19 protein-coding genes are annotated in these 23,979 nt (G+C 75.4%); 15 read left to right on the top strand and 4 right to left on the bottom strand.

From position 1 onward, the window contains the following. Positions 1 to 132: 132 nt before the first annotated feature. On the top strand, positions 133 to 336 hold the full coding sequence (locus tag CELGI_RS10140) for a cold-shock protein (RefSeq protein WP_013884030.1): 204 nt from the start codon (positions 133 to 135) through the stop codon (positions 334 to 336). 73 nt (positions 337 to 409) lie between these two features. Here the strand turns inward: CELGI_RS10140 and CELGI_RS10135 are convergent, their stop codons facing one another. After that, entirely contained in the window at positions 410 to 1,219 is an 810-nt protein-coding gene (locus CELGI_RS10135; RefSeq protein ID WP_150104714.1) for a spermidine synthase, read from the bottom strand. A gap of 271 nt (positions 1,220 to 1,490) precedes the next feature. Here CELGI_RS10135 and CELGI_RS10130 point away from each other — a divergent pair, with 271 nt between their 5' ends. Genes CELGI_RS10130 through CELGI_RS10120 form a run of 3 tightly spaced genes read left to right on the top strand, consistent with a single transcriptional unit; the run spans position 1,491 to position 3,687 of the window. Further along, positions 1,491 to 1,940, top strand: a complete 450-nt coding sequence (locus CELGI_RS10130; protein WP_013884028.1) for an SAV_6107 family HEPN domain-containing protein — start codon at positions 1,491 to 1,493, stop codon at positions 1,938 to 1,940. A 7-nt stretch (positions 1,941 to 1,947) separates the two neighbouring features. Next, positions 1,948 to 3,228, top strand: coding sequence for a DNA polymerase IV (gene dinB / locus CELGI_RS10125; protein WP_013884027.1), 1,281 nt, complete (start codon positions 1,948 to 1,950; stop codon positions 3,226 to 3,228). A gap of 39 nt (positions 3,229 to 3,267) precedes the next feature. Next, positions 3,268 to 3,687: a DUF3040 domain-containing protein gene (locus CELGI_RS10120; RefSeq protein WP_013884026.1), complete on the top strand. Its 420-nt coding sequence runs from the start codon at positions 3,268 to 3,270 to the stop codon at positions 3,685 to 3,687. A gap of 203 nt (positions 3,688 to 3,890) precedes the next feature. On the opposite strand, the gene CELGI_RS17370 is transcribed toward CELGI_RS10120, so the two are convergent. From CELGI_RS17370 to CELGI_RS10105, 3 genes are read right to left on the bottom strand one after another with little or no spacing between them, the layout of a single operon-like run. Beyond that, positions 3,891 to 6,221, bottom strand: a complete 2,331-nt coding sequence (locus CELGI_RS17370; protein WP_013884025.1) for a DUF3488 and transglutaminase-like domain-containing protein — start codon at positions 6,219 to 6,221, stop codon at positions 3,891 to 3,893. Further along, positions 6,218 to 7,468, bottom strand: coding sequence for a DUF58 domain-containing protein (locus tag CELGI_RS10110; protein WP_013884024.1), 1,251 nt, complete (start codon positions 7,466 to 7,468; stop codon positions 6,218 to 6,220). Before CELGI_RS10110 ends, CELGI_RS17370 begins: the two co-directional genes overlap by 4 nt. Further along, positions 7,468 to 8,469 (bottom strand): AAA family ATPase, encoded by a 1,002-nt coding sequence (locus tag CELGI_RS10105; protein ID WP_013884023.1) that lies wholly within the window; start codon positions 8,467 to 8,469, stop codon positions 7,468 to 7,470. The genes CELGI_RS10110 and CELGI_RS10105 overlap by 1 nt, the downstream gene beginning before the upstream one ends. A 608-nt stretch (positions 8,470 to 9,077) precedes the next feature. Between CELGI_RS10105 and mraZ the strand changes: the two genes are divergently transcribed. From mraZ to CELGI_RS10050, 11 genes are all read left to right on the top strand, one after another. Further along, on the top strand, positions 9,078 to 9,530 hold the full coding sequence (mraZ, locus tag CELGI_RS10100) for a division/cell wall cluster transcriptional repressor MraZ (protein WP_041574633.1): 453 nt from the start codon (positions 9,078 to 9,080) through the stop codon (positions 9,528 to 9,530). Positions 9,531 to 9,720: 190 nt separating this feature from the next. Beyond that, positions 9,721 to 10,731, top strand: coding sequence for a 16S rRNA (cytosine(1402)-N(4))-methyltransferase RsmH (gene rsmH / locus CELGI_RS10095; protein WP_013884021.1), 1,011 nt, complete (start codon positions 9,721 to 9,723; stop codon positions 10,729 to 10,731). Beyond that, positions 10,728 to 11,165, top strand: a complete 438-nt coding sequence (locus CELGI_RS10090) for a hypothetical protein (protein ID WP_013884020.1) — start codon at positions 10,728 to 10,730, stop codon at positions 11,163 to 11,165. Before rsmH ends, CELGI_RS10090 begins: the two co-directional genes overlap by 4 nt. Before the next feature lie 281 nt (positions 11,166 to 11,446). Further along, positions 11,447 to 13,150 (top strand): peptidoglycan D,D-transpeptidase FtsI family protein, encoded by a 1,704-nt coding sequence (locus CELGI_RS10085; protein WP_013884019.1) that lies wholly within the window; start codon positions 11,447 to 11,449, stop codon positions 13,148 to 13,150. Positions 13,151 to 13,200: 50 nt separating this feature from the next. Beyond that, a complete protein-coding gene (locus tag CELGI_RS10080; RefSeq protein ID WP_041574173.1) occupies positions 13,201 to 14,784 on the top strand; it encodes a UDP-N-acetylmuramoyl-L-alanyl-D-glutamate--2,6-diaminopimelate ligase in 1,584 nt (527 codons plus the stop codon). Continuing rightward, on the top strand, positions 14,781 to 16,241 hold the full coding sequence (locus CELGI_RS10075; protein WP_013884017.1) for a UDP-N-acetylmuramoyl-tripeptide--D-alanyl-D-alanine ligase: 1,461 nt from the start codon (positions 14,781 to 14,783) through the stop codon (positions 16,239 to 16,241). The genes CELGI_RS10080 and CELGI_RS10075 overlap by 4 nt, the downstream gene beginning before the upstream one ends. Then, positions 16,238 to 17,320, top strand: a complete 1,083-nt coding sequence (mraY, locus tag CELGI_RS10070; protein ID WP_013884016.1) for a phospho-N-acetylmuramoyl-pentapeptide-transferase — start codon at positions 16,238 to 16,240, stop codon at positions 17,318 to 17,320. Before CELGI_RS10075 ends, mraY begins: the two co-directional genes overlap by 4 nt. Next, entirely contained in the window at positions 17,321 to 18,826 is a 1,506-nt protein-coding gene (murD, locus tag CELGI_RS10065; RefSeq protein ID WP_013884015.1) for a UDP-N-acetylmuramoyl-L-alanine--D-glutamate ligase, read from the top strand. A 10-nt stretch (positions 18,827 to 18,836) separates the two neighbouring features. After that, positions 18,837 to 20,102: a putative lipid II flippase FtsW gene (gene ftsW / locus CELGI_RS10060; RefSeq protein WP_013884014.1), complete on the top strand. Its 1,266-nt coding sequence runs from the start codon at positions 18,837 to 18,839 to the stop codon at positions 20,100 to 20,102. Continuing rightward, positions 20,095 to 22,779 carry a UDP-N-acetylmuramate--L-alanine ligase gene (gene murC, locus CELGI_RS17770; protein WP_013884013.1) on the top strand — a complete coding sequence of 895 codons (2,685 nt, stop codon included), beginning with the start codon at positions 20,095 to 20,097 and terminating at the stop codon, positions 22,777 to 22,779. Before ftsW ends, murC begins: the two co-directional genes overlap by 8 nt. Further along, the gene (locus CELGI_RS10050; protein WP_013884012.1) at positions 22,776 to 23,834 is read left to right on the top strand and encodes a cell division protein FtsQ/DivIB; all 1,059 of its coding nucleotides are present in this window, start codon (positions 22,776 to 22,778) and stop codon (positions 23,832 to 23,834) included. The genes murC and CELGI_RS10050 overlap by 4 nt, the downstream gene beginning before the upstream one ends. Positions 23,835 to 23,979 lie beyond the last annotated feature (145 nt).

Raw genomic sequence — 23,979 nt, 5'->3', positions numbered from 1 at the left:
GACGTCTCCCCGGAGCGTCGGGCGTCGTCCCACCAGCCGTGAGGCTGGGCCCACCGGTGCAGGCGGAGGACATTGCGGCACGGCCGCGGGAGCACTCCACGGCCGTCACCGAGTGGAAGACAGGGAACGAGCATGGCGCAGGGTGCAGTCAAGTGGTTCAACGCCGAGAAGGGCTTCGGCTTCATCGCGCAGGACGGCGGCGGTGCCGACGTCTTCGTGCACTACTCGGCGATCGACGTCCAGGGGTACCGGACGCTCGAGGAGGGTCAGCGCGTGGAGTTCGACATCACGCAGGGCGCCAAGGGCCCGCAGGCGGAGCACGTCCGCCCGGTCTGATCGCCCGCATGGCGTCGTCGGCAGGAGGGGCGCCCCCGCGGGGGGTGCCCCTCCTGCCGTGCGTCGGGACGGGTCAGGGCGCCGCGTCGCGCGTGCCGTCCCCGGTGACGGGGTCGTGCAGCACGGGCGCACCCGCCGCGAACGCCGCGACCTCCTCGCCGCGCAGCAGACGCGCAGGTGCCGGCAGCGTGCGCACGGCGCGTGCGAGACCCGCGACCGCGAGCAGCGCGGGGTCGTCGGTCGCCGCGAGCACCAGGTTGCCGTAGCCGCGCCCGCGCAGGAGCGCCGGCTCGGCGATCACGACGACGTCGGCGAAGACCCGGCCGAGGGTGGCCGCCTCGCTGCGCGCGAGCGCGAGCGGCGGCCGGTCCGCGCAGTTGACCAGGTACACGCCGCCGGGGCGCAGCACGCGAGCCGCCGCACGGGCCGCCTCGATCGTCGTGAGATGCGCGGGGGTGCGGTCGCCCGCGAACACGTCACGCACGACGACGTCCGTCGTGGCCGTGCCGAGCCGCTCGAGCTCGGCACGCGCGTCGCCCGCACGGATGCGCAGCGCGGGCGCGCGTGGCAGGCCGAACCACAGCCGGGCCAGCTCCGGCAGCCGCGTGTCGAGCTCGACCGCCAGCTGCCGTGAGCCGGGCCGCAGGACGTCGAGCGCGCGTGCGAGCGCGCACCCGCCCGCACCCAGGTGCACGACGTCGAGCGGCGTGCCGGGCCGCAGCGTGTCGATCACGAGCGCCATCTGCTGCATGTACTCGAACGCGAGGACCCCGGGGTCGTCCAGGTCGACGTAGGAGCTGGGCACGCCGTTGACCAGGAGCGTGACGCCGGCCGCGTGATCGGGGTCGGGCACGAGCTCGACCGTCCCCGTGGGCACCTCCACGGGTCCGTGCGGCCACGCGGCGCGCAGGTCGGCCGCCGCGCCGGACCCGGACCGCCCCGCCGCGCGCCCGGTGGGGCCGGTGCCTGTGGGTGGTCGGTGGGAGCCTGCACGTCGTCGGCCCGCTGACCGGTCGGGGGGCATGGTCTCGGGGCCTCGGCTTCGGGTCAGGGCGGGCAGGCGTGCGGCGGTGCCGCCCACTGTAGTGCGGGGCGCGGCCGACGGGTTGACGGGATCGAACACGCGTTCGATACTGGACAGGGAGGTGGTCGAGATGGCGGTCCGGACGACGGGTCACCCGCAGGAGCTGCTGGCACGTGCCGATGCCGAGCTGCTCGCTGCGCAGTTCTCCTCGGAGCCGTGGGAGCGGTTCAGCCACGCCCACCTGGCGGGCCTGCGCGCGGGTGCGGCCGTGGTCGCGCGGCGCGGAGCCCCGGCGCGGCGCGGTGCGCCGCGCACGGTGTGGGGCATGCTCGCGGACGTGGCACCCGAGCTCGCGGACCTCGCGTCGTCGTTCGCGGAGGGCGCGCCGCTGCGCTCGGCGGTGGACGCCGGCCGGTTCGACCGCGTGGACGAGGACCAGGCCGAGCGCACGCTGTGCCGCGCCGAGGACCTCGTCGACGCCGCACGGACGCTCATCGCCGCGGAGGACGCCGCACTGGAACAGGCCCGCTCGGCCGCGCGTGCGGGCGCTCCCCGCATGCTCGCGGTGCGTGCCTCGTGAGCACGCCGTGAGCCGCGGTCCGCGGCCGGACGTCCGCCGGGACTGGGGGACCAGCGAGGACGGCTGCTCGATCCTGCACGTCGACATGGACGCGTTCTTCGCCTCGGTCGAGCTCGCGCGGCGTCCGCAGCTGCGCGGCCGGCCCGTGATCGTCGGCGGGGCGGCGCGTGGCGTGGTCCTCGCGGCGACGTACGAGGCGAGGGCGTTCGGTGTGCACGCGGCCATGCCGATGCAGGCGGCCCTCCGGCTGTGCCCCAACGCGGTGGTGGTCCCGCCCGACCACCGCAGCTACCACGAGGTCTCCGTCGGCGTGATGGAGGTCCTCTCCGACGTCACGGCTCTCGTCGAGCAGGTGAGCATCGACGAGGCCTTCCTCGACGTGGCGGGCGCACGGCGCCGGATGGGTCCCCCCACCGCGATCGCGGCGCACATCCGCGCCCAGGTGCGCGCGCGGTACGGCATCACGTGCTCGGTGGGCATCGCGTCGACCAAGTTCGTGGCAAAGCTCGCGTCGGGGCACGCCAAGCCCGACGGCGTCCTCCTGGTGCCGCGCGCCGCGACCGTCGACTACCTGCACGCGCTGCCCGTCGGCGCGCTGTGGGGCGTGGGGGAGCGGACCGCGGCGGCGCTGCACCGATGGGGCATCACCACGGTGGCCGAGCTCGCCGACACCGAGGTGGCGACCGTCCAGCGGGCCGTCGGCAAGGTCGCCGGCGCCCACCTGCACGACCTGGCCTGGGGGAGGGACCCACGGCCCGTCGAGCCGGGCCGTGACGAGAAGTCGATCGGCGCGGAGGAGACGTTCGCGGTGGACGAGGGCGACCTCGGCGTGGTCCAGGCCAAGGCCCTCGAGCTCGCGGACCGCTGCGCGCGCCGGCTCCGTCAGCGTGGGCTCGTCGGCCGGACGGTGAGCGTCAAGGTCCGGACGAGCGACTTCCGGACGCTCACGCGATCACGCACCCTCGCGGCACCGACCGACGTGGGCCGTGAGCTGTACCTGGAGGCGCGCACGTTGCTCGCGGGCGTGGAACTGCGCGGCCTGCCGGTGCGCCTCGTGGGCGTGCGGGTCGAAGGCCTGGAGCCGGCGCACGGAGCGGTGCGTCAGCTCACGCTGGACGACGCCGCGGGTGAAGGTGACGGCCCGCGTGCCGACCGGCGCGAGGCGGAGCGGGCCATGGACCAGGTCCGGGACCGGTTCGGCGGAGCCGCCATCCGTCCGGCAGCCGCACTCACGGTGTCCACCGGGGACCGCTCGACTACCACCTTCCAGGTGGCCGATCTATCCTGACCCTTGTTACGCCCATCAAACGGACCACCGGGGGTCGGGATGCCTCTCTCCGAGTACGAGCAGCGCGTCCTCGAGCAGATGGAGCGCCAGCTCGCTACTGACGACCCGCGGCTTGCGAACACGCTGACCCAGCGCGGCGCTCGTCGCACCGTCGGACGCTACGTCGTCGCCGGCATCGGCGCCGTCGTCGGGCTGCTGCTGCTCGTGTTCGGCGTCGCCGGGGACCTGGCCCTGCTCGGCGTGGTCGGCTTCGTCGTGATGTTCGCCGCGGTCGCGTTCGCGTTCGCGAGCCCTCGCCGCGAGTCGGGCCCCCAGGGCACCGTCGGTGCCGACGGCACCGTGCGGGCGCGCCCCGGGAACCCGCGCGGCGCACGGCCCACGGGGCGGACGTCGAAGCCCGGCATGATGGCGCGGTTCGAGGAGCGCTGGGAGCGGCGCCGCGGCTCGGACGGCCGCTGACCGCACGACGTCCGGACGGATCTTGCCCACGCGCCTTGCCCACGCGCAGGCACCGGTCTCCCTGACCGCCGTCGCCGGTCGTGGCGGCACGCCGGCTCCGTCGTGTGCTCGAGCCGACTCCTGCTCGGCGACCCGCTTCCGGTGCGCCACCCGACCGGCGTGACGCGCGCAGCCCGCAGCCCGGTGGGCGCGTGCGGCTGTGCTCAGCGCGAGCTGCTCGCCCCTCGTGCCGCGCGGTCGTCCGGCCGGCTCCCGGTGGCGGCCGGACCGGGGCGCGCGCGACGCGGGCGCCCGATCGTGCGACGGCCGAGCGTCCGGCGCGCGGAGCGGTGCACGTCGTCGATCCACGCGGCCAGCCGGCCCGGCTCCGGGTTCGCGGCCTCGGGGGCGTAGCGGGCCTGCTCGACCGCACGGGCGAGCCCGATGAGCGCCTCGAGCGCGGGTGCGTCCAGGCTCCCGCCCAGGTCGGCGACGCGCTCGGGGACCAGGGCGGCCGCGGCTCGTGGCGTGGTGGCGCTGCTCCAGCGGACCCCGTGACGGGCCAGGACGCGACGCAGCCGCGCCCACGCCTGCTCCGGGGTCAGGTCGGCCAGGAGTCGGCCGCGGCGCCGGACCAGCACGGTGGCCCCGACCGCGCCCAGGGCCAGGACGAGCGCCGAGGTGAGCGCGGCGGGCACCCAGTCGGTGCCCTGCTCCGCGATCTCGCCCGGGGCCGTGGGGGAGTTCGGGCGGCCCGTCGGGACGGCGCCGGGGCGGCCGGTCGGGACGACCTCCTGGGTCGGCCCGGCGTTCGGCACGTTGGCGAACGGGTCGCTCCACCGGGGCGGGGCCCCGGTCTGCACGGCGGGCGTCGGTTCGAAGCGCACCCAGCCCTGGCCCTCGAAGTACAGCTCGGGCCACGCGTGCGCCTGGCGCCCGGTGACCACGTACTCGTCGCCGTCCACCTGGCCGGGCAGGAAGCCGACACCCACGCGGGCGGGGATGCCCAGCGAGCGGGACATCACCGTCATCGCGGTGGCGAACTGCACGCAGTAGCCCTTGCGCGACTCGAGGAAGTCCCACACGGCGTCGTCGGTCCGCGCGGGATCCACGCGCGTGTCGTAGGTGAAGTTCGCGGCCGAGCGCAGGTAGCTCTGCAGGGCCATCGCCTGCTCGTACGGCGTCTCGGCCTCGGCCGTGAGGTCGGCGGCGAGGGCGGCGATGTCGGCCGCGTGCGACGTCGGCGGGACCTCGAGCGCGCGGGCGTCTCCGGGGTCGCCGACGCGAGCGTCCTCGAGGTCGTCGGACGTGAGCGTGGGGATCTCGACGACCATGTCGTACGTCATGCCGGCGTCCGTGGGGCGCGTGCCGGTGATGGAGTCGCGTGCGGCGTCCCACGACCAGCGGCCGTCGATCTGGAGCGTGCGGGGGAACGTCGCGATCGGCAGCTCCCGGTCGCGCAGCGCACCGACCTCGAGGTGCACGGCCGCGAGCGTGCCGCGTGCCGTGCTGGGACTGCGGCCGAGGAGGTCGGGGTCGGTCGCGAGCAGGCCGTCGAACGGCGCGTCGATGCTCGGGCGGGGCTCGTCGGCGCGCCACGAGCGGCCGTCGAACTGGAGCAGCGTGAACGAGCGCAGCGGGCCGATCGTCGCGGCGCTCACGTTGGGTGCGCTCGTGGGGCTCGCCGTCGGCGCCGGGTCGTCCCCGGTGTCGGACGGCGCCAGCACCTCGGTGGTGTAGCGCAGCACGGTGTCGCCGCTGCGCTCGCCGAGGCTCGAGCGGACGTCGAGGTCGGAGGACAGGTTGACCGCCCCGGTCCCGCCGCGGCCGAGGTCGGGCAGGCCCCACGAGCTCCATCCGGGGAGCGCGGCGAGCGGCGGGCCCGCCACGAGCGCGACCGCGACGACGCCGAGCGAGGCGACCGACGCGAGGCCCGAGCGCCGCACACGGTCGTCCTGCGTACCGGCCTGGGGTGCGGCGCTCAGCGCGAGCAGCAGCAGGTAGACCAGGCCGGTCCAGAACAGGGCGGAGCCGCGCGCCGGGAACCCGAGCGCGATCGTCGGCGTCCACATCGCGGCGAACGCGAGACCGGTCCAGGCCGTCATGCCGAGCCCCGCGGCGAGCAGGTCCGCGGCCAGGAAGACCGCGAGCGCACCGGCGGCGAGCAGCAGCTCGAGCGGGCGCGTGACGTCGACGGGGACGGTCGAGACGTCGACGACGCGCAGCGCCTCACCCCACAGCGCGGAGGTGCGGTCCCACGAGCTCAGGTCGGGCACCAGCTGGACGCGCCCGGGCGGTGCGCCGTACCGCAGCAGCACGGCGGCCACGGCCGCGACGAGCCCGAGGACGCTCGGCGCCCACGCCGACCTGGTCACGGCGCGCACGACCGCGGTGACGGCCGCGACCACCAGGACCAGCAGGACCACCGGGTTGCGCCAGGGCCCGAGGCCCAGGAGGTTCGTGAGGGCGTGCAGCGACGCGACGGTGCCGAGCGCGCACAGGGCCGTGGTGAGCGCGCCGCGCCACCCGCGCGGCGATCCGGCCTGCGGGCTCATCGTGCGCTCCCGAGCAGTCGCAGCCAGCAGTCGAGCGCGGGCTCGCCGGGCGTGACCTCGCACGCGCGCCATCCCGCGCGGCGCAGCGCGTCGACGGTGTGCCGCGCGTCGCGCTGGCCCGCGGCGTGCTGCGGGTCGCTGAGCACCATGGCCCAGCCCTGTGCGGAGTCGACGACGTGCGCGAGCGCGGCGCGCGCGCCGGCGCCCAACGGGCCCAGCACCCCCAGGACGATCTCGCCGTCGGCGCCGGTGGTCTCGAGCAGGTGCGCGCCCGCGATCACGCGTGCCTGGGCCTCGGTCGCACCGCGCGGCCCCTCGAGATCCACCGTCTGGTCGAGGATCGCCGCGCGCGCGCCGTCGTTGCGCGTGTGCAGGAACGGCACCCCGGTGGGCGTGGCGTGGCCCCGCACGCCGTCGAGCAGGCGGACCGGGTGCCCCGCGTCGAGCATCGCGAGCGCGACCGAGGCGGCGAGCGAGACGGTCCACTCGACGTGCGCCGGGCGGTGCGGCAGGTCCAGCAGCACCGAGACGGGTCGCAGCCCGGCACGCTCGTCGGAGCGGACCAGCAGCTCGCCGCGCCGCGCGCTGCTGCGCCAGTGCACGCGGCGCAGGTCGTCGCCCTCGCGGTAGTCCCGCAGCGACGAGTCGTCCGTCGACGGCGAGCGCGCACCGAGCGCGACGCGGTCCGGCTCGCCGACGAGCACGTCGCTCGGTGCGGGCAGCGTGCTCACCGCGGGCCACACGGTCACGCTCGCCTGGCCGCCCAGCGTGGACGTGCTCGCGACCGTCCCGAACAGGTCGGTGCGCGTCACGACGAGCGGCCCGAGCGGCCAGCGTCCGCGGCGTGCGGCGTGCACGCCGTAGGAGACGACCACGATGCCGGGGGAGCGGTGCACGCGCGCCCGCAGCGGGCGTCCTGCGGACAGCTCGGTGGCGGCCTGCTCGGCGAACCTGAGGCCCGCCAGCCGTGCCCGCCCCGCCGGGTCGGTGGACGTGATGCGGACCTCCACGGCCGTGCGCTGCCCCGCGTGGACCGGGTTGGGCACCACGAGGCGCTGGACGGTGAGCGGGCGCCGGACGTGACCCGCGTCGAGCCACGCGACCACGGCCGCGCTCGCGGCGACCAGGACCACGCCGACCGCACCGATCCGCGCGAGGTCGACCGAGCCGAGCGCGACCGCCAGCAGCACCAGGGCGAGCCCGACGCCTGCCAGTCCCCAGCCGCGCAGCGTCGGTCGGAGGTTCATCAGCCGAAGGCCCGCCGCGCGGCGCCGTCCCCGGCGGTCGCGGGCACCGGGACGGCGGCGACCAGGTCGGACACGATCGCCTCGGTGCTGCGTCCCGCCAGCCGGGACTCGGTGCTCGGCAGCAGACGGTGCGCCAGGACTGCGGGCGCGAGGCCCTGCACGTCGTCGGGCAGCACGTGGTCCCGGCCGGCCATGGCCGCGACGCCCTTCGCGGCGCGCAGGAGCTGGATCGCGGCGCGGGGCGAGGCGCCCAGGCGCAGCCCGTTGTCGTGCCGCGTCGCGGTGACCAGGTCGACGACGTACCGCTTCACCGCGGGGGCGGCATACAGCCTGCGGCTGATGTCGATCAGCCGCCCGATCTGCGCGGCGTCCGTCACCGCCTGCAGCTGCGCGAGCGGGTCGGCCGACTCCTGCAGGTCGAGCATGTCGAGCTCCGACTCGATGCTCGGGTACCCCACCGTGAGCCGGGCCATGAAACGGTCGCGCTGCGCCTCGGGCAGCGGGTACGTGCCCTCCATCTCGACCGGGTTCTGCGTCGCGACGACGAAGAACGGCCGCGGCAGGCGGTACGTGCGGCCATCGACGGTCGCCTGCGCCTCCTGCATGCACTCGAGCAGGGCGGACTGGGTCTTCGGCGATGCGCGGTTGATCTCGTCGCCGATGACGACGTGCGCGAACACCGGGCCGGGCCGGAACTCGAACTCGTTGGTCTGGGCCCGGTAGATGTTGACGCCGGTCAGGTCGCTCGGCAGCAGGTCGGGCGTGAACTGGATGCGTCCGACGCTGCAGTCGATCGTGCGCGCGAGCGCCTTGGCGAGCGTGGTCTTGCCGACCCCGGGGACGTCCTCGAGCAGCAGGTGCCCCTCGGCGAGCAGGACGGCGAGCGTGGTGCGGACGAGCTCGGTGCGGCCCGTGACCACCCGCTCGATCGCCGCACGCATCCGGTCGGTCACCGCGACGAGCTCGTCGAGCTGGTCGCGCGGGGGTGCTGCCTGCTGCACGGGTGCCTCCTTCGGCGGTCGGGGAGAGCCTACGGCGCGACCCGGTGGCTCCGGGGGTGATCGCCACGCCGGTCGTCCCGGCCCGTTGTCGAGCGCCCCCCACTTCGCTCCACCACGCACCCGGCGAGCGACGCCCGCGCGGCGCCCGGTCGCGGCGCCCCCGGCGGTGGACAGGGCGTCGCCGCGGGGTCGCCAGGCCGCGGCGACGCGGTGACCTGGCCTTTCAGGTCACGGCGGGGCCTGCGGCACGGACCACGGCACCCGGGGCGTGTGCGGCACGCCCGGCGCAGCGACGCGCGGGACGAACCAGGGCAACCCGGACGACGGCCCCGCCGGCCCCCCACTTCACTCCACCCCGTCTGACCTGCGGAAACGCGCGCCGATCGGGTGAAAACGGGAGCGTGTCCGGTTGTGAGTGGAGGGAAGTGGAGTACCGTGGAGGCACGTGGTGAGGCGGGGAGCGGACGGGTCCGGCAGGGACCTGAACGGCATTCCGGACGTCGTCCGCCCGCCACGGCCAACGTGCGGGTGGCCGTGAGGGAACGCCCGCGAGTGACAGGTCGGTCGCTGCGCAGGAGGGAGGGGCGGTGTCGCATGAGAGCGTCGGCATGCTCGGCTCCGGCCTGCCCTTCCTGGGCACCTACACACCGCGCCTGGACGACAAGGGCCGGCTCATCCTCCCGGCCAAGTTCCGCCCCCAGCTGGCCCAGGGGCTCGTCATGACGCGCGGTCAGGAGCGCTGCCTGTTCCTGCTCCCGCTCGACGAGTTCCGCCGGTACCACGACCAGCTCCGGCAGGCGCCCGTGACGAGCAAGCAGGCGCGCGACTACCTGCGCGTGTTCCTGTCCGGCGCGAGCGACGAGCTGCCGGACAAGCAGGGGCGCGTCTCGATCCCGCCCGTGCTGCGTCAGTACGCGGGCCTCGACCGGGACGTCGCCGTGATCGGCGCCGGCACGCGCGTCGAGATCTGGGACCTCGCGGCCTGGGAGACGTACCTCGCGGAGCAGGAGTCCGGCTACGCCGACGCCACCGAGGAGGTCTTCCCGCAGGGCCGCTGGTGACCGCGCGACGCCACCGACGACACCCCGAGACCCATCACGACGAGCACGACCCGGCCCTGCTCCCGCCCGACGAGACCTCCTCCCGACCGCTCTGCCGCACTTCCCCGCGGCAGAGGGCCGGTGGGGGATCTGGTCGGACGGCGGAGGGGCTGACCGACCAGCAACCACGACGCGCGAGAGGAGGACCGGCATGGGCGAGCACGGCGACGACGTCCGAGGCGCCGCCGAGCGGCACGTGCCGGTCCTCCTGGAGCGCTGCCTGGAGCTGCTGGCCCCGGCGCTCGCGGAGCCCGGTGCGGTGATGGTCGACTGCACGCTCGGCATGGGCGGGCACACCGAGGGCGTGCTGCGCCGCTTCCCGCACGTCCGGGTGGTGGGCCTCGACCGGGACACGCAGGCGCTCGAGCTCGCGGGCGAGCGGCTCGCGCCGTTCGGCGACCGCTTCACCGGGGTGCACGCGGTGTACGACGAGATCCGCGACGTCCTGGCCGACCTGGGCATCCCCGCGGTGCAGGGCGTGCTCATGGACCTCGGGGTCTCGTCGCTCCAGCTCGACGAGGCCGAGCGCGGCTTCTCCTACGCCAAGGACGCGCCGCTGGACATGCGCATGGACGCCACCGCCGGCCTGACCGCGGCCGACGTGCTCAACACGTACGACGAGCGCGACCTGGTGCGCGTGCTGCGCACGTACGGCGAGGAGCGGTTCGCGCCGCGCATCGCACGGTCGGTGGTCCGGGCACGCGCCGTCGCGCCGCTGGCCCGCACGGGCGAGCTGGTCGACCTCATCCGCTCGAGCATCCCGATGGCGGCACGGCAGACGGGCGGGCACCCGGCCAAGCGCACGTTCCAGGCGCTCCGGATCGAGGTGAACGGCGAGCTCGAGGCGCTGCAGCACGCCCTCCCGGAGTCGATCGAGGCGCTCGCGGTCGGCGGCCGGATCGTCGTGGAGGCCTACCAGTCCCTCGAGGACCGGCTGGTCAAGCACGCGCTCGCGGCCGGCGCCACCACGAGCGCACCGCCCGGGCTCCCCGTGGTGCCCGACACGCACCAGCCCTACCTGCGGCTCGTCACGCGCGGCGCGGAGGAGGCCGACGAGGCCGAGCTCGCCCGCAACCCGCGCTCCCAGTCCGTCCGCCTGCGGGCGGCCGAACGGCTGCGTCCCACCCCTGACCACCTGCGCACGAACCGGAGGACGGCATGAGCGCCAGCACGGCCGCGCGTGCCTACGCGCCCGCCCAGAGCACGGCTGCACCGGCGCGGCCGCTGCGTCCGACGTCGCCCGCGTCCGCACCGACGCCGCGGCTGCGCGTGGTGCGCGCCCCGGCGCACACCCGCACGCGCGTCCCGTTCGTGCTGACGTGCATGGCGGTCCTGGCCGCTGCCCTGGTCAGCGCGCTGCTCCTCAACACGCAGATGGCGGCGAGCTCGTACGAGAAGTACGACCTGTCGAACGAGCTCGGCCGGCTCGACCAGGACGCGCAGGACCTGGTCGCGGCGCTCGACGAGAAGGCGTCCCCGCACGAGCTCGCGCGCGCCGCCGACGAGCTGGGCATGGTGCCCGCCGTCCGGACCGGATGGATCCGGCTGCCCGACGGGGTGGTGCAGGGCGCTCCCGCGGCGAAGGGCTCTGAGTGACCGATCTGACCGACCCGCCGCGCGGGGAGCGCACCGTGCGCCCCCGCGCGGGGCACAGTGGCTCCGTGACCCGTGCACCCGCGACCCGAGGCGCCGCAGCGCGTGGGCCGGCGACGCCCGGCACCACCCCGCGGACGCTCGTCGACGGCGGCGTGCGGCCGGCGGGTGGACGGAGCGGCTCCGGACGGACCGGTGCAGGACGGACCGGCGCAGGACGGACCGGCCGCGCACCGTCCGGACGCCCGAAGCGGCCCGGCCCGCCGGGTCGTCGTCGACCCTCCGTGCTGACGGTCGTCGTGATCGTCGTGCTCACGGTGTTCGCCGGACGGCTCGTGTACGTGCAGGCGCTCGCCGGACCCGCGATCGCGGCCGAGGCGCAGGCCAAGCGCCTGCTGAGCGTCGACCTCATCGGGACCCGCGGGCAGATCCTGGACCGCGACGGCGTGGCGCTCGCGACGTCGGTCGAGCGGTACGACGTGTCGGTCAACCAGCTGCTGGTGCGCGAGTACCGGGGTGACGGGACCGCGCAGGACCCGGACGGTGCGCTGGGCGTGGCGCGCAAGCTCGCGGTGCTGCTCGACATGGACGCCGCCGAGCTGGGCGGCGAGCTCGTGGGGGACCGCGAGTTCAAGTACGTCCGCAAGGGCGTGCTGCCGCAGGTCGCGCGTGAGGTGTTCGCGCTGCGGCTGCCCGGCATCAACGTGGACAAGGTGGCCGACCGCGTCTACCCGAACGGCGCGCTCGCGGGGAACCTCATCGGGTTCGTGAACTCCAACGGTCAGGGGCTGGACGGTCTCGAGCTCTCGCTCGACGACCGGCTCAAGGGCACGCCGGGCTACGAGGTCTACGAGGGCGGCCGCAAGGGTCAGCAGGTGCCGGGTGGGCACGTCGAGGAGTCGCCGGCCCGCACGGGCGACTCGGTGACGCTGACCATCGACGCGGACATCCAGTGGAAGGCCCAGAGCCTCCTGGACGCGCAGGTCGAGGCGACGGGCTCGAAGTCCGGCTCCGTCGTCGTGTACGACGTGGAGACGGGTGAGGTGCTCGCACTCGCGGACTCGGGTGCGACGGACCCGAACCACCCCGGCGACTCGGCCGGCGGCTCGCTGTCGTCGTCGGTCTCGGACATCTTCGAGCCTGGCTCGACCGGCAAGGTCATCACGATGGCCGCGGTGCTCGAGGAGGGCCTCGTCACACCCACCGACGAGTGGACCGTGCCGTACACCTACGAGGTGCCGAACGGTCAGGTCTTCAAGGACTCGCACGAGCACGGCACGCTGCACCTGACCACCACCGGGGTGCTCGCGGAGTCCTCCAACACGGGCACGGTGCAGATCGGCGCCAAGCTGAGCGTCGACCAGCGGTACGACTGGCTCAAGAGGTTCGGCTTCGGCACCCGTACGGGCATCGACGTCGCGGGGGAGTCCGCGGGCCGGCTCAACGAGCCCGACCTCAACGACCCGCGCTCGCAGTGGGCGGTGCTGTTCGGGCAGTCCGTGTCCGTGACCGCGCTGCAGGCCACGCAGGTGTTCGCGACCGTGGCCAACGGCGGCGTGCGGGTCCAGCCGCACGTCGTCAAGGGGTGGACGGACGCGTCCGGCACGTTCACCGCGCAGGATCCCGCACCCCGCACGCGGATCATCTCGGAGAAGACCGCGGACACGCTCATGACGATGATGGAGAGCGTCGTCGACGACGGCACCGGGTCGAACGCCGCGATCCCGGGCTACCGCGTCGCGGGCAAGACCGGTACGGCGCAGAACTGGGTCGACGGCAAGCAGGGCATCACCGCGTCGTTCATCGGCGTCGTCCCGGCCGACGAGCCGCGCCTCGCGGTGAGCGTGATCCTGCACAACCCGCGGTCGTCGGAGTACGGCGGCGTGGTCGCGGCCCCGGTGTTCCGGGACGTCGCGTCCTACGCGCTCAGCGAGCTCGGGATCGCGCCGTCCGGCACGCGCGCGCACCTGTTCCCCACGACGTGGTGACCGCGGCCACGCGCGCTGCCGAGCGACCCGGCCGGGGTAGATTCCTCCCCATGACCTCGACGGCTTCCATGCGGCCTCGGCATGCCGTCGACCGGTCGCTCGCGACGATCGCGGCGACGTTCTCGCTGGTCACCTCGGACGTCGAGGGGGCGTCGCCGGTCTCGGCCGACGCCACCGTGCGCGGCGTGAGCATGGCGAGCGACGACGTGCAGCCGGGCGACCTGTTCGTGGCCGTGCCGGGGGCACGCGTGCACGGTGCGCGCTTCGCGGCCGACGCGGTCGGCGCGGGTGCGGCCGCGGTCGTGACCGACGCCGCGGGCGTCGCGGTCCTCGGTGACCTGGTGCGTCGCGTGCCGGTGCTCGTGGCCGACGACCCCCGCGCGCTCGCGGGCCCGCTCGCGGCCCACGTGCTGGGCCGCCCGGCCGAGCGCCTGACCACGGTCGGCGTGACCGGGACGAACGGCAAGACGACGACGACGTACTTCGTGGACGCCGCGCTGCGCGCCGCGCACGCGAGCACCGCGGTGCTCGGCACGGTCGAGCTGCGGATCGGCGAGGACGCGATCGAGAGCCCGCGCACCACGGTCGAGGCCCCGGTGCTGCACGGCGTGCTCGCGCTCGCGCTCGAGCGCGGTGCGACCGCGGTCGCGATGGAGGTCTCGTCGCACGCGCTCGCGCTGCACCGCGTCGCGGGCACCACGTTCGACGTGGTGGGCTTCACCAACCTGCAGCGCGACCACCTGGACTTCCACGGCGACATGGAGGGCTACTTCCGGGACAAGGCGCGCCTGTTCGCGCCGGGTCAGGCCCGGCGTGGCGTCGTCGTCGTGGACGACGAGTGGGGCGCCCGGCTCGCGCGCGAGGCACAGATCCCGGTCGAGTCGGTCGCGACGCACGTCGGCGACCCCGCGGCGGCGGATGCGGACTGGGCCGTCGTCTCGGCGGACGTCGGGCTCGACGGCGTCGGTTCGACGTTCGTGCTGCGCGGCCCCGACGGGGCCCGGCACGACGCCGTGAGCCCGCTGCCGGGCCTGGTCAACGTCTCCAACGCGGCGCTCGCGATCGTGCTGGCGCACGCCGCGGGTGTGGACCTGCAGGTGGCGATCGGCGCGGTCGCGACCGCGCACGCGATCCCGGGCCGCATGGAGCGCGTCATCGAGCGCGCGCCCGGGCGTGCGCTCGCGCTCGTCGACTACGCGCACACGCCCGACGCGCTCGTGCTCGCGCTCGAGGCGGTGCGGCCCATCACGCCCGGCCGGCTCGTCATCGTGTTCGGCTCGGACGGTGACCGCGACCGCGGCAAGCGGCCGATCATGGGCGAGATCGCGGCGCGGCTCGCCGACGTCCTCGTCGTGACCGACGAGAACCCGCGCTCGGAGGACCCCGCGAGCATCCGCGCGGCGATCCTCGACGGGGTGCGCACCGTGCGCCCCGACCTGACCGACGTCCTCGAGGTCGAGCCGCGTGCCGAGGCGGTCCGCCGCGGCGTCGCGCTCGCGCGCGAGGGCGACACCGTCATCGTGACGGGCAAGGGCCACGAACCGACCCAGGAGATCGCCGGAGTGTTCCACCGGTACAACGACCGTGACGTCCTGCTCGCCGTGCGCGACGAGTCCGCCGGAGGGCACGCGTGATCGCGCTCACGGCGACCGAGGTCGCGGAGGCGACCGGGGGTGCGCTCGAGGGCATCGCCCCGCACGCCGTGATCGCGGGTGCGGTCGTCACCGACTCGCGCGACGTCGAGCCCGGCGGGCTGTTCGTCGCGCTGGGCGGCGAGCACGTGGACGGCCACGACTACGCCGCACGTGCGGTGGGTGCGGGTGCGGCCGCGGTGCTGTGCGCACGGCCGCTCGTCGACGACGCGGGCGCCCCGCTCCCGTGCGTCGTGGTCCCCGACGTCGAGGTCGCGCTCGGCGAGCTCGCGCGTGCGGTCCTCGCGCGGCTGCGGCTGGCCGCGCTCGAGCCCGGCGGCAGCGGCCTGCGGGTGGTGGGCGTGACGGGCTCGGTCGGCAAGACCACGACCAAGGACCTGCTCGCGCAGCTGTGCGGTGCGGCCGGGCCGACCGTCGCACCCGTGCGGTCGTTCAACAACGAGATCGGGCTGCCGCTGACGGTGCTGCGCGCCGACGAGCAGACCCGGTTCCTGGTGCTCGAGATGGGCGCGTCCGGCCCCGGCCACCTGGAGTACCTCACGCGCATCGCGCCGCCCGACGTCGCGGTCGTGCTCGTGGTGGGTCAGGCGCACCTGGGCGGCTTCGGCGGCGGCGTGGACGCGGTCGCGCGCGCGAAGTCCGAGATCGTGCAGGGTCTGCTGCCCGACGGCGTGGCCGTGCTCAACGCCGACGACCAGCGCGTGCTGGCCATGTCCGCGCTCGCGCCCGGCGACGTCGTGACGTTCGGCGCCGCGCGCGGCGCGGGTGTGCGCGCCGTCGACGTGACGCTCGACCGGGCCGGCCGCGGGTCGTTCACGCTCGTGGTCGGCGAGGGCACGGCCGACGAGCGGCGCGCGCCCGTCGCGCTGCGCCTCGTGGGCGAGCACCACGTGCACAACGCGCTCGCCGCCGCTGCGGCCGCGCTCGCGGTGGGGCTCACGCTCGACGACGTGGCCGCGGGGCTGTCCGCCGCCGACGCGCTCTCGCCCCACCGGATGCACGTCGTCGACCGCGCGGACGGCGTCACGGTGGTCGACGACTCCTACAACGCCAACCCCGACTCGATGCGCGCGGCGCTCAAGGCGCTCGCGGTGCTCGCGGGCCGCGACCGGCGCTCGGTCGCGGTGCTGGGGGAGATGCTCGAGCTCGGCGCGGACGCGCGTGAGGCGCACGACGCGATCGGCCGGCTCGTGGTGCGGCTCAACATCGACCTGACGGTCGTGGTGGGCGACGGCGCGCGCGCGATCCGCGACGGCGCCAACCACGAGGGCAGCTGGGGCGACGAGGTCGTGCTGGTGGACGACGTGGCGACGGCGGAGGCATTCTTGGCCGACGAGCTGCGCGCGGGCGACGTCGTGCTCGTGAAGTCCTCGTACGGCTCGGGGCTGTGGCAGCTCGGCGACGCGCTCACCGCCACCACGGACGGGGCCGCGTCGTGAGGGCCGTCCTGATCTCCGGCGGCGTCGCGATGCTCGTCGCGCTGCTCGGCACGCCGCTGTTCATCCGGCTGCTGGTCCGCAAGCAGTACGGCCAGTTCATCCGCCAGGACGGACCGACCGCGCACTTCACCAAGCGCGGCACGCCCACCATGGGCGGCGTCGTGATCATCGGGGCCACGCTGCTCGGGTGGGGCGCGGCGCTGCTGCTCACGGGCACCCAGCCCTCGGTGTCCGAGGTCCTGGTGCTGTTCCTCATGACCGGGCTCGGCCTGGTCGGGTTCCTCGACGACTACATCAAGATCAGCCGGCAACGGTCGCTCGGCCTGCGGGCGCGGTGGAAGATCGTCGGGCAGGGCCTGGTCGGCGTGGTGTTCGCGGTCGCGGCGCTGCAGTTCCCGAACGAGATGTTCCGCACCCCGGCCTCCACCCGGATCTCCTTCATCCGCGACACGAACATCGACCTCGCGTTCGCGGGCGCGGCCATCGGCCTGGTCGCGTTCGTGATCTGGGCGAACTTCCTCATCACGGCCTGGTCCAACGCCGTCAACCTGACCGACGGCCTGGACGGCCTGGCCACGGGCGTCTCGCTGATCGTGTTCGGTGCGTACGTCGTGGTGTGCGTCTGGCAGTTCAACCAGTCGTGCCAGATCCTCACGTCGGCGGGCCCGCGCTGCTACGAGACGCGTGACCCGCTCGCGCTCGCGGTCGTGGCCGCGGCGATCACGGGCGCCTGCTTCGGCTTCCTGTGGTGGAACGCGAGCCCCGCCAAGATCTTCATGGGCGACACCGGGTCGCTCGCGCTCGGCGGCGCGCTCGCGGGCCTGTCGATCCTCACGCGCACCGAGATCCTGGCCGCGATCATCGGCGGCCTGTTCGTGCTCGAGGTCGTGTCCGACGTGATCCAGATCGGCTCGTTCAAGCTGACCGGCAGACGCGTGTTCAAGATGGCGCCGCTGCACCACCACTTCGAGCTGCAGGGCTGGGGCGAGGTGACCATCGTGATCCGGTTCTGGATCATCGCGGGCCTGTTCGTCGCGCTCGGCGTCGGGGTGTTCTACGCCGAGTGGGTGGCCGGCTAGGTGGCGACGTCCGGCTCGACCGTCTCGGCCGACCTCGAGGGCGCACGGGTCGTCGTCGCCGGCCTGGGCGTCTCGGGACGCGCGGCCGCCGAGGTGCTCGCGTCCCGCGGCGCGCGTGTCGTCCCCGTCGACGACGCGTCCGACGAGGCGGTCCCGACCTCGGAGTACCTCGCGGGCGACGGCCTGGACCGCGTCGACCTCGTCGTCGCGTCGCCCGGGCTGCCCCCGCACCACGCGCTGCTCGCGGCCGCGGCCGCGCGCGGCCTGCCCGTGTGGAGCGAGGTCGAGCTGGCCTGGCGGGTGCGGGTGCCCGGCCCGTCGGGTGCACCGGCGCCCTGGCTCGCCCTGACCGGGACCAACGGCAAGACCACCACCGTGGGCATGCTCGAGTCGATCCTCACGGCGGCGGGCCGCAGCGCGCTCGCGGTGGGCAACGTCGGCGCACCGATCGTGCACGCCGCGACGGACCCCACGCTGGACGTCCTCGCGGTCGAGCTGTCGAGCTTCCAGCTGCACTTCACGCACACCATGGCCGCGCAGGCGTCGGCCGTGCTCAACGTCGCCCCGGACCACCTCGACTGGCACGGCTCGCTCGAGGCGTACGCGGCCGACAAGGCCCGCGTCTACGAGCGCACCGAGCTCGCGTGCGTCTACAACCTGGCGGACCCGCGCACCGAGCAGATGGTGCGCGATGCCGACGTGGCCGACGGTGCGGTCGCGGTCGGCTTCACCACGGGCACGCCGCTGGTCGGACAGGTCGGCCTGGTCGAGGACGTGCTCGTGGACCGTGGCTTCGCCCGCCTGCGGCACACGCACGCCGCCGAGCTCGGCACGCTCGACGACCTGCGCGGGCTCGCGGGACCCGACGGCACGGTGCCGCGCCACGTGGTCGCGGACGCGCTCGCCGCGGCCGCGCTCGCGCTCGCGCACGGCGTCGAGCCGGTCGCGGTGCGGGACGGGCTGCGCGCGTACACGCCCGGCCGGCACCGGATCGAGACCGTCGCGGTGGCCGACGGCATCAGCTGGGTCGACGACTCCAAGGCGACCAACGCGCATGCGGCGGCCGCGTCGTTGGGTGCGTTCGCGCCCGGCTCGGTGGTCTGGGTGGCCGGTGGGCTCGCCAAGGGCGCGCGGTTCGACGAGCTCGTCCAGGCACGCCGGGACCGGCTGCGCGGCGTGGTGCTCGTCGGCGTGGACCGCGCACCCCTGCGGGACGCGCTCGCCCGACACGCGCCGGATGTCCCGGCCGTGGAGATCGTCCCCGGTGAGACTGAGGACGTGATGACGTCGGCGGTGGCTGCAGCGCGTGCGCTCGCGCAGGCGCCGGGCGGTGCGCTCGGCGGCGCGCCGGGTGCCGTGCCGGGCGCCGTGCCGGGCGGACCCGTCACGGTGCTGCTCGCGCCCGCGTGCGCGTCGATGGACCAGTTCGCCTCCTACGCCGCGCGTGGTGACGCGTTCGCGGCGGCCGTGCGCGCGGTGACGGGCGGCGCCGGCGGCCCCGCGTGAGGCCCGCGCCGTGAGCACCGAGACCGCCGAGCCCGAGGTCGAGCAGCAGCGGCTCGGACACTGGAACAGCGTCGTCGCGAGCTACTACGTGGTGATCGGGGCGACCGCGCTCCTGCTCGTCATCGGGCTCGTCATGGTGCTGTCGAGCTCGAGCGTCGAGTCGATCGACGCCAACGGGTCGGCGTTCGCGGTGTTCCTGGACCAGGCCAAGTTCGCGCTCATCGGCGTGCCGGTCGCGATCCTGCTCTCGCGCCTGCCCGTGCGCACCTACGTCCGGCTCGCGTGGCCGATGCTCGGCGCGGCCGTCGTGCTGCAGCTCATGGTGTTCGTCCCCGGGCTCGGCATCGAGGTCGGTGGCAACCGCAACTGGGTGCGGCTCGGGCCGCTCACGGCCCAGCCGTCGGAGGTGGTCAAGCTCGCGCTCGCGGTGTGGCTGGGCGCCGTGCTGGCACGCAAGCAGGCGTACCTGCAGTCGTGGAAGCACGTGTTCATCCCGGCCGTCCCGGTCGCCGGGCTCGCGGTCGGGGTGGTCCTGATCGGCCACGACCTGGGGACGGCGATGGTGCTGCTGCTCCTGGTCGCGGGCGCGCTGTTCGTGGCGGGCGTCCCGCTGCGGATGTTCGCGGTGGCCGCGGCGATGGCTGTCGGCGCGGCCGCGACGCTCGCGCTCACCTCGAGCAACCGCATGGACCGCATCACCAGCTGGCTGTCGGACGACTGCAACGCGTCGTCGGACTGCTACCAGACGCTGCACGGCACGTACGGGCTCGCGAGCGGAGGGCTGGGCGGTCTCGGGCTCGGCCAGAGCCGTGAGAAGTGGTCCTACCTGCCGGCCGCGCACAACGACTTCATCTTCGCGATCCTCGGCGAGGAGCTCGGGCTGGTCGGCACGCTCGTCGTGCTCGGCCTGTTCGGGCTGCTCGCGGTCGCGATGCTGCGCGTGATCCGGCGCCACCCGAACCCGTTCGTCAAGGTCACGACCGCGGGGATCGTCGCCTGGATCATCGGGCAGGCGCTCATCAACATCGCCGTGGTGATCGGCTTCGCCCCGGTGATCGGGGTGCCGCTGCCGCTGGTGTCCGCGGGCGGCTCCGCGCTCATCATGACGTTGGCCGCGCTCGGCGTCGTCGTCGCGTTCGCGCGCGACGAGCCGGGAGCCGCACAGGCGCTCGCCACGCGGCCGAGCGTCGTCCGCCGTTCGTTGGCCGTCGTCGGCCTGACCCGGTCGGCCCGGCGGGCCGATCGCACCCCACGTCGAGGAGCAGCACGTGCCTGACCAGACCCGTCCGCCGTCGTTCCTGCTCGCGGGCGGCGGGACGGCCGGCCACGTCAACCCGCTCCTCGCGGTCGCGGACGCGCTGCGCGACGTGCACCCCGACGCGACGCTCACGGTGCTGGGCACGGCGCAGGGCCTCGAGTCACGTCTCGTGCCGGAGCACGGGCTCCCGCTCGCGCTCGTGCCGCGCGTCCCGCTGCCGCGCCGGCCCTCGCTGGACCTGCTGCGCCTGCCGGGTCGGCTGCGCGCGGCCGTCGAGGCCGCGGGCCGCGCGATCGACGAGTCGGGGGCCCAGGTGGTCGTCGGGTTCGGCGGCTACGTCGCCACGCCCGCGTACCTCGCGGCTCGGCGCCGGGGTGTGCCCGTGGTGGTGCACGAGCAGAACGCGCGTCCGGGGCTCGCCAACCGGCTGGGCGCACGCTGGGCACGTGCGGTCGCGGTGACGTTCCCCGGCTCGGGACTGCGCGGCGCACAGCTCACCGGGCTGCCGCTGCGGGGTGCGGTCGCGGACCTGGTCGCCGAACGTCGGCGCGACGCCGCCGGGGCGCGCACCCGCGCCGCCGCGGCGCTCGGCCTCGACCCCGCGCTGCCCACGCTGCTGGTGACCGGAGGGTCGCTCGGAGCGGTCAGCATCAACACGGCGGTGACCGCCGCCGCGCCGGAGCTCATGGCCGAGGGCGTGCAGGTCCTGCACCTCACGGGACGGGACAAGTCGACGCCCGTGCTCGCGGCCGTCGGTCGCCTGGACCGCGGCCTGGCCGCGCGGTACCACGTGCGGGAGTACCTGGACGACATGCACCTCGCGCTCGCCGCGGCGGACCTGGTGCTCGGCCGAGCCGGTGCGGGGACGGTGTGCGAGGTCGCCGCGCTCGGGCTGCCCGCGGTGTACGTGCCGCTGCCCGTCGGCAACGGCGAGCAGCGGCGCAACGCGGCAGGCGTCGTCGAGGCCGGGGGTGCGCTGCTGGTGGCCGACTCGGCGTTCGACGCGGCGTGGCTGCGCTCGCACGTGCTGCCCCTGCTGGTGGGCGCGGAGGCCGCGGTCACGCGTTCCCGCATGGCCGCGGCAGCCGCGTCGGTCGGGGTTCCGGACGCGGCGGCTCGCGTCGCGGACCTCGTGCTCGCGCAGCTGCCCGGCAGACCTCCGGCCCCCGCCGGGCCGCGCGCGGTCGTCGCCGACGTCCCGGCCGCGTCCGCGCCGTCGTCCGACGAGCGACGCCCCGACGCGCACGCGCCGGCCGGCACGCCCGACGAGCCGCCCGCCGTGGCGTCGCTCGGGCGGGTGCACCTGATCGGGGTGGGCGGTGCGGGCATGTCCGCGGTCGCGCTGCTGCTCGCGGCGCGCGGCCTCGACGTGAGCGGCTCGGACGCGGCGCAGGGCCCGGCGCTGCCCGGCCTGGTCGAGGCGGGCGTGACCGTGACCGTCGGTCACGACGCCGCGCTCGTCGAGGGCGTCGACACCGTGGTCGTCTCGTCGGCCGTGCGCGAGACCAACCCCGAGCTCGCGGCCGCGCGAGCGGCGGGCCTGCGCGTGCTGCACCGGTCGCAGGCGCTCGCGGCGCTCATGGCGGACCGTGACGCGGTCGCGGTCGCGGGCGCGCACGGCAAGACGACGACGTCGGCCATGACGGCGACGGGCCTGCTGGCCGCGGGAGCGGACCCGTCGTACGCGATCGGCGGCACCGTGCTCACCGAGCGCGGGCCGGCCGGCGGTGCGCGCGACGGAGCGGGGCGCGCATTCGTCGCCGAGGCCGACGAGTCCGACGGCTCGTTCCTCGCGTACGCGCCGCTCGTGGCCGTGGTGACGAACGTCGAGCCCGACCACCTGGACCACTACGGCACGCGCGAGGCCTTCGAGGCGGCGTTCGTGGCCTTCGCACGGCGCATCCGTCCGGGCGGCCTGCTCGTCGCGTGCGCGGACGACGAGGGTGCGGCGCGCCTGGTGGCGGGCGTGCGCGACGAGCTCGCGGCGCGGGACGTGGCCGTCCGCACGTACGGCCGGACGCCGGACGCCGACGTGCGCGTCGGCGAGATGCGCCCCACCGAGGGCGGCTGGGACGTCGACGTCACGACGCGGGACGAGGCGGGCCCGCAGACCATCGGGCTCGCGTTCCCGGGCGCGCACAACGCGCTCAACGCGACCGCCGCGTGGATCGCGTGCGTGCGGCTGGGCGTCGCGCCGGCACAGGCGGCCGAGGCGATCGGGACGTTCCGCGGCACGGGTCGACGGTTCGAGCTGCGCGGCACCGCCGCGGGCGTGCGCGTGGTCGACGACTACTCCCACCACCCGACGGAGGTGCGGGCGCTGCTCGACGGCGCTCGTGCCGTGGTCGGGGACGGCCGCGTGCTGGTGCTCTTCCAGCCCCACCTGTACTCACGCACCCGGACGTTCGCGGCCGAGTTCGGCGCCGCGCTCGACCAGGCGGACCTCGTCGTCGTGACGGACGTGTACGCGGCCCGCGAGGACCCGGACCCGACCGTGTCGGGCGCGACGATCGTCGACCGGGTCCCGACGCCGGGGCGCGCCACGTTCGTGGCCGACCGGAACGAGGCGGCCGCGACGCTCGCGGCCCAGGCGCGGCCCGGGGACCTGGTCCTCACGGTCGGTGCGGGCGACGTGACCGCGCTCGGGCCGCAGATCCTCGACGAGCTGACACGGCGCGAGCAGGAGCAGGCGTGACCTCCTCCCGGCCGCCGCGCCCTCCCGCGCCGCGTCCGGAGGCGGCCCGGCCCGCCCGGCCGCGGCGGTCCGCCTCGTCGCGCCCTGCCGAGCGGGGTGCAGCAGGACCGCAGGAACGCGGCACACCGGCCCCCGGGGACGGGAAGGACGACGTCCCGCGTGTCGCCGCGCGGGCCGAGATCAGCCCCGAGATCCTGCCGCCGCCGGGTCCGCCCACGGCCGGCGGGGCGCCCCGGTCCTTCGCCCCGGCGCGCGTGGTCGCTCCCGACGACGTCGCGCCGCCCGCGGTCCGCGGCTCGATCCGGACCGCGCCGGTGGTCTCGCCGACGTCGGCCGCGCGGTTCGCCGAACGTGCGCGCGCCCGCCGGACGCTCGCGCGTCGCCAGGTGATCGGTCTCTCGGTGTGCGCGGCCCTGGTGGCCGGCATCGGCTGGCTGCTGCTCGGCTCGCCCGTCCTGGCGCTCGACGCCGCGACCGTGCGGGTCGACGGCGCGGGGACGGTCGTCGCGGTGGACGCGGTGCGGGCCGTCGTCGACGAGCGGGACGGCACACCGCTCCCGCGCCTGGACACGGGTGCGCTGCGGGCCGACCTGCTCGACGTGCCCGGGGTGCGGGAGGCGACGGTCACGCGCGACTGGCCGCACGGGCTCACGGTGACGCTCGTGGCGCGCGAGCCCGTCGCGGCCGTCCCGGCCGACGGGCGCTCGGGATACTCGCTGCTGGACCAGGACGGGGTGCAGGTCGGCCACGTCGCGAAGGCGCCCGCCGAGCTGCCCGTCGTGGACGTGCCGGTGGGGGACCGCCGCACGCTGCGCGGTGTCCTGACGGTCGTGGAGCAGCTCGACCCGGACCTGCTCGCGCAGGTGGGGGGCGTGTCCGCGCGCACGCAGGACACGATCTCGATGAAGCTGCGCAAGGGCGCGCGGATCGCGTGGGGGAGCGCAGCCGAGACGCACCTCAAGGCGGCGGTCCTGACCGCGCTGCTCGAGTCGGAGCAGGGCCGCAAGGCCAAGGTGATCGACGTGTCCGCGCCCCGCATGCCGATCATCAAGTGACGTCCGTCCGGGCGCGGGCGAACTCGCGCGCGACACGCGCGCGTGGTCGTTGATCGAGGGCGGGGCGCGACCTAGCGTCACGCCCTGACAGCATCACCTGACATAACTATAACCCTCAACTAGAGGGTGAAGGTTGCAGCCCGTC

This window comes from Cellulomonas gilvus ATCC 13127, from assembly GCF_000218545.1.
Taxonomy (GTDB): domain Bacteria; phylum Actinomycetota; class Actinomycetes; order Actinomycetales; family Cellulomonadaceae; genus Cellulomonas; species Cellulomonas gilvus.
Note: the sequence above shows the minus strand (reverse complement) of the source record. Positions and strands in the feature narration are given on the sequence as shown.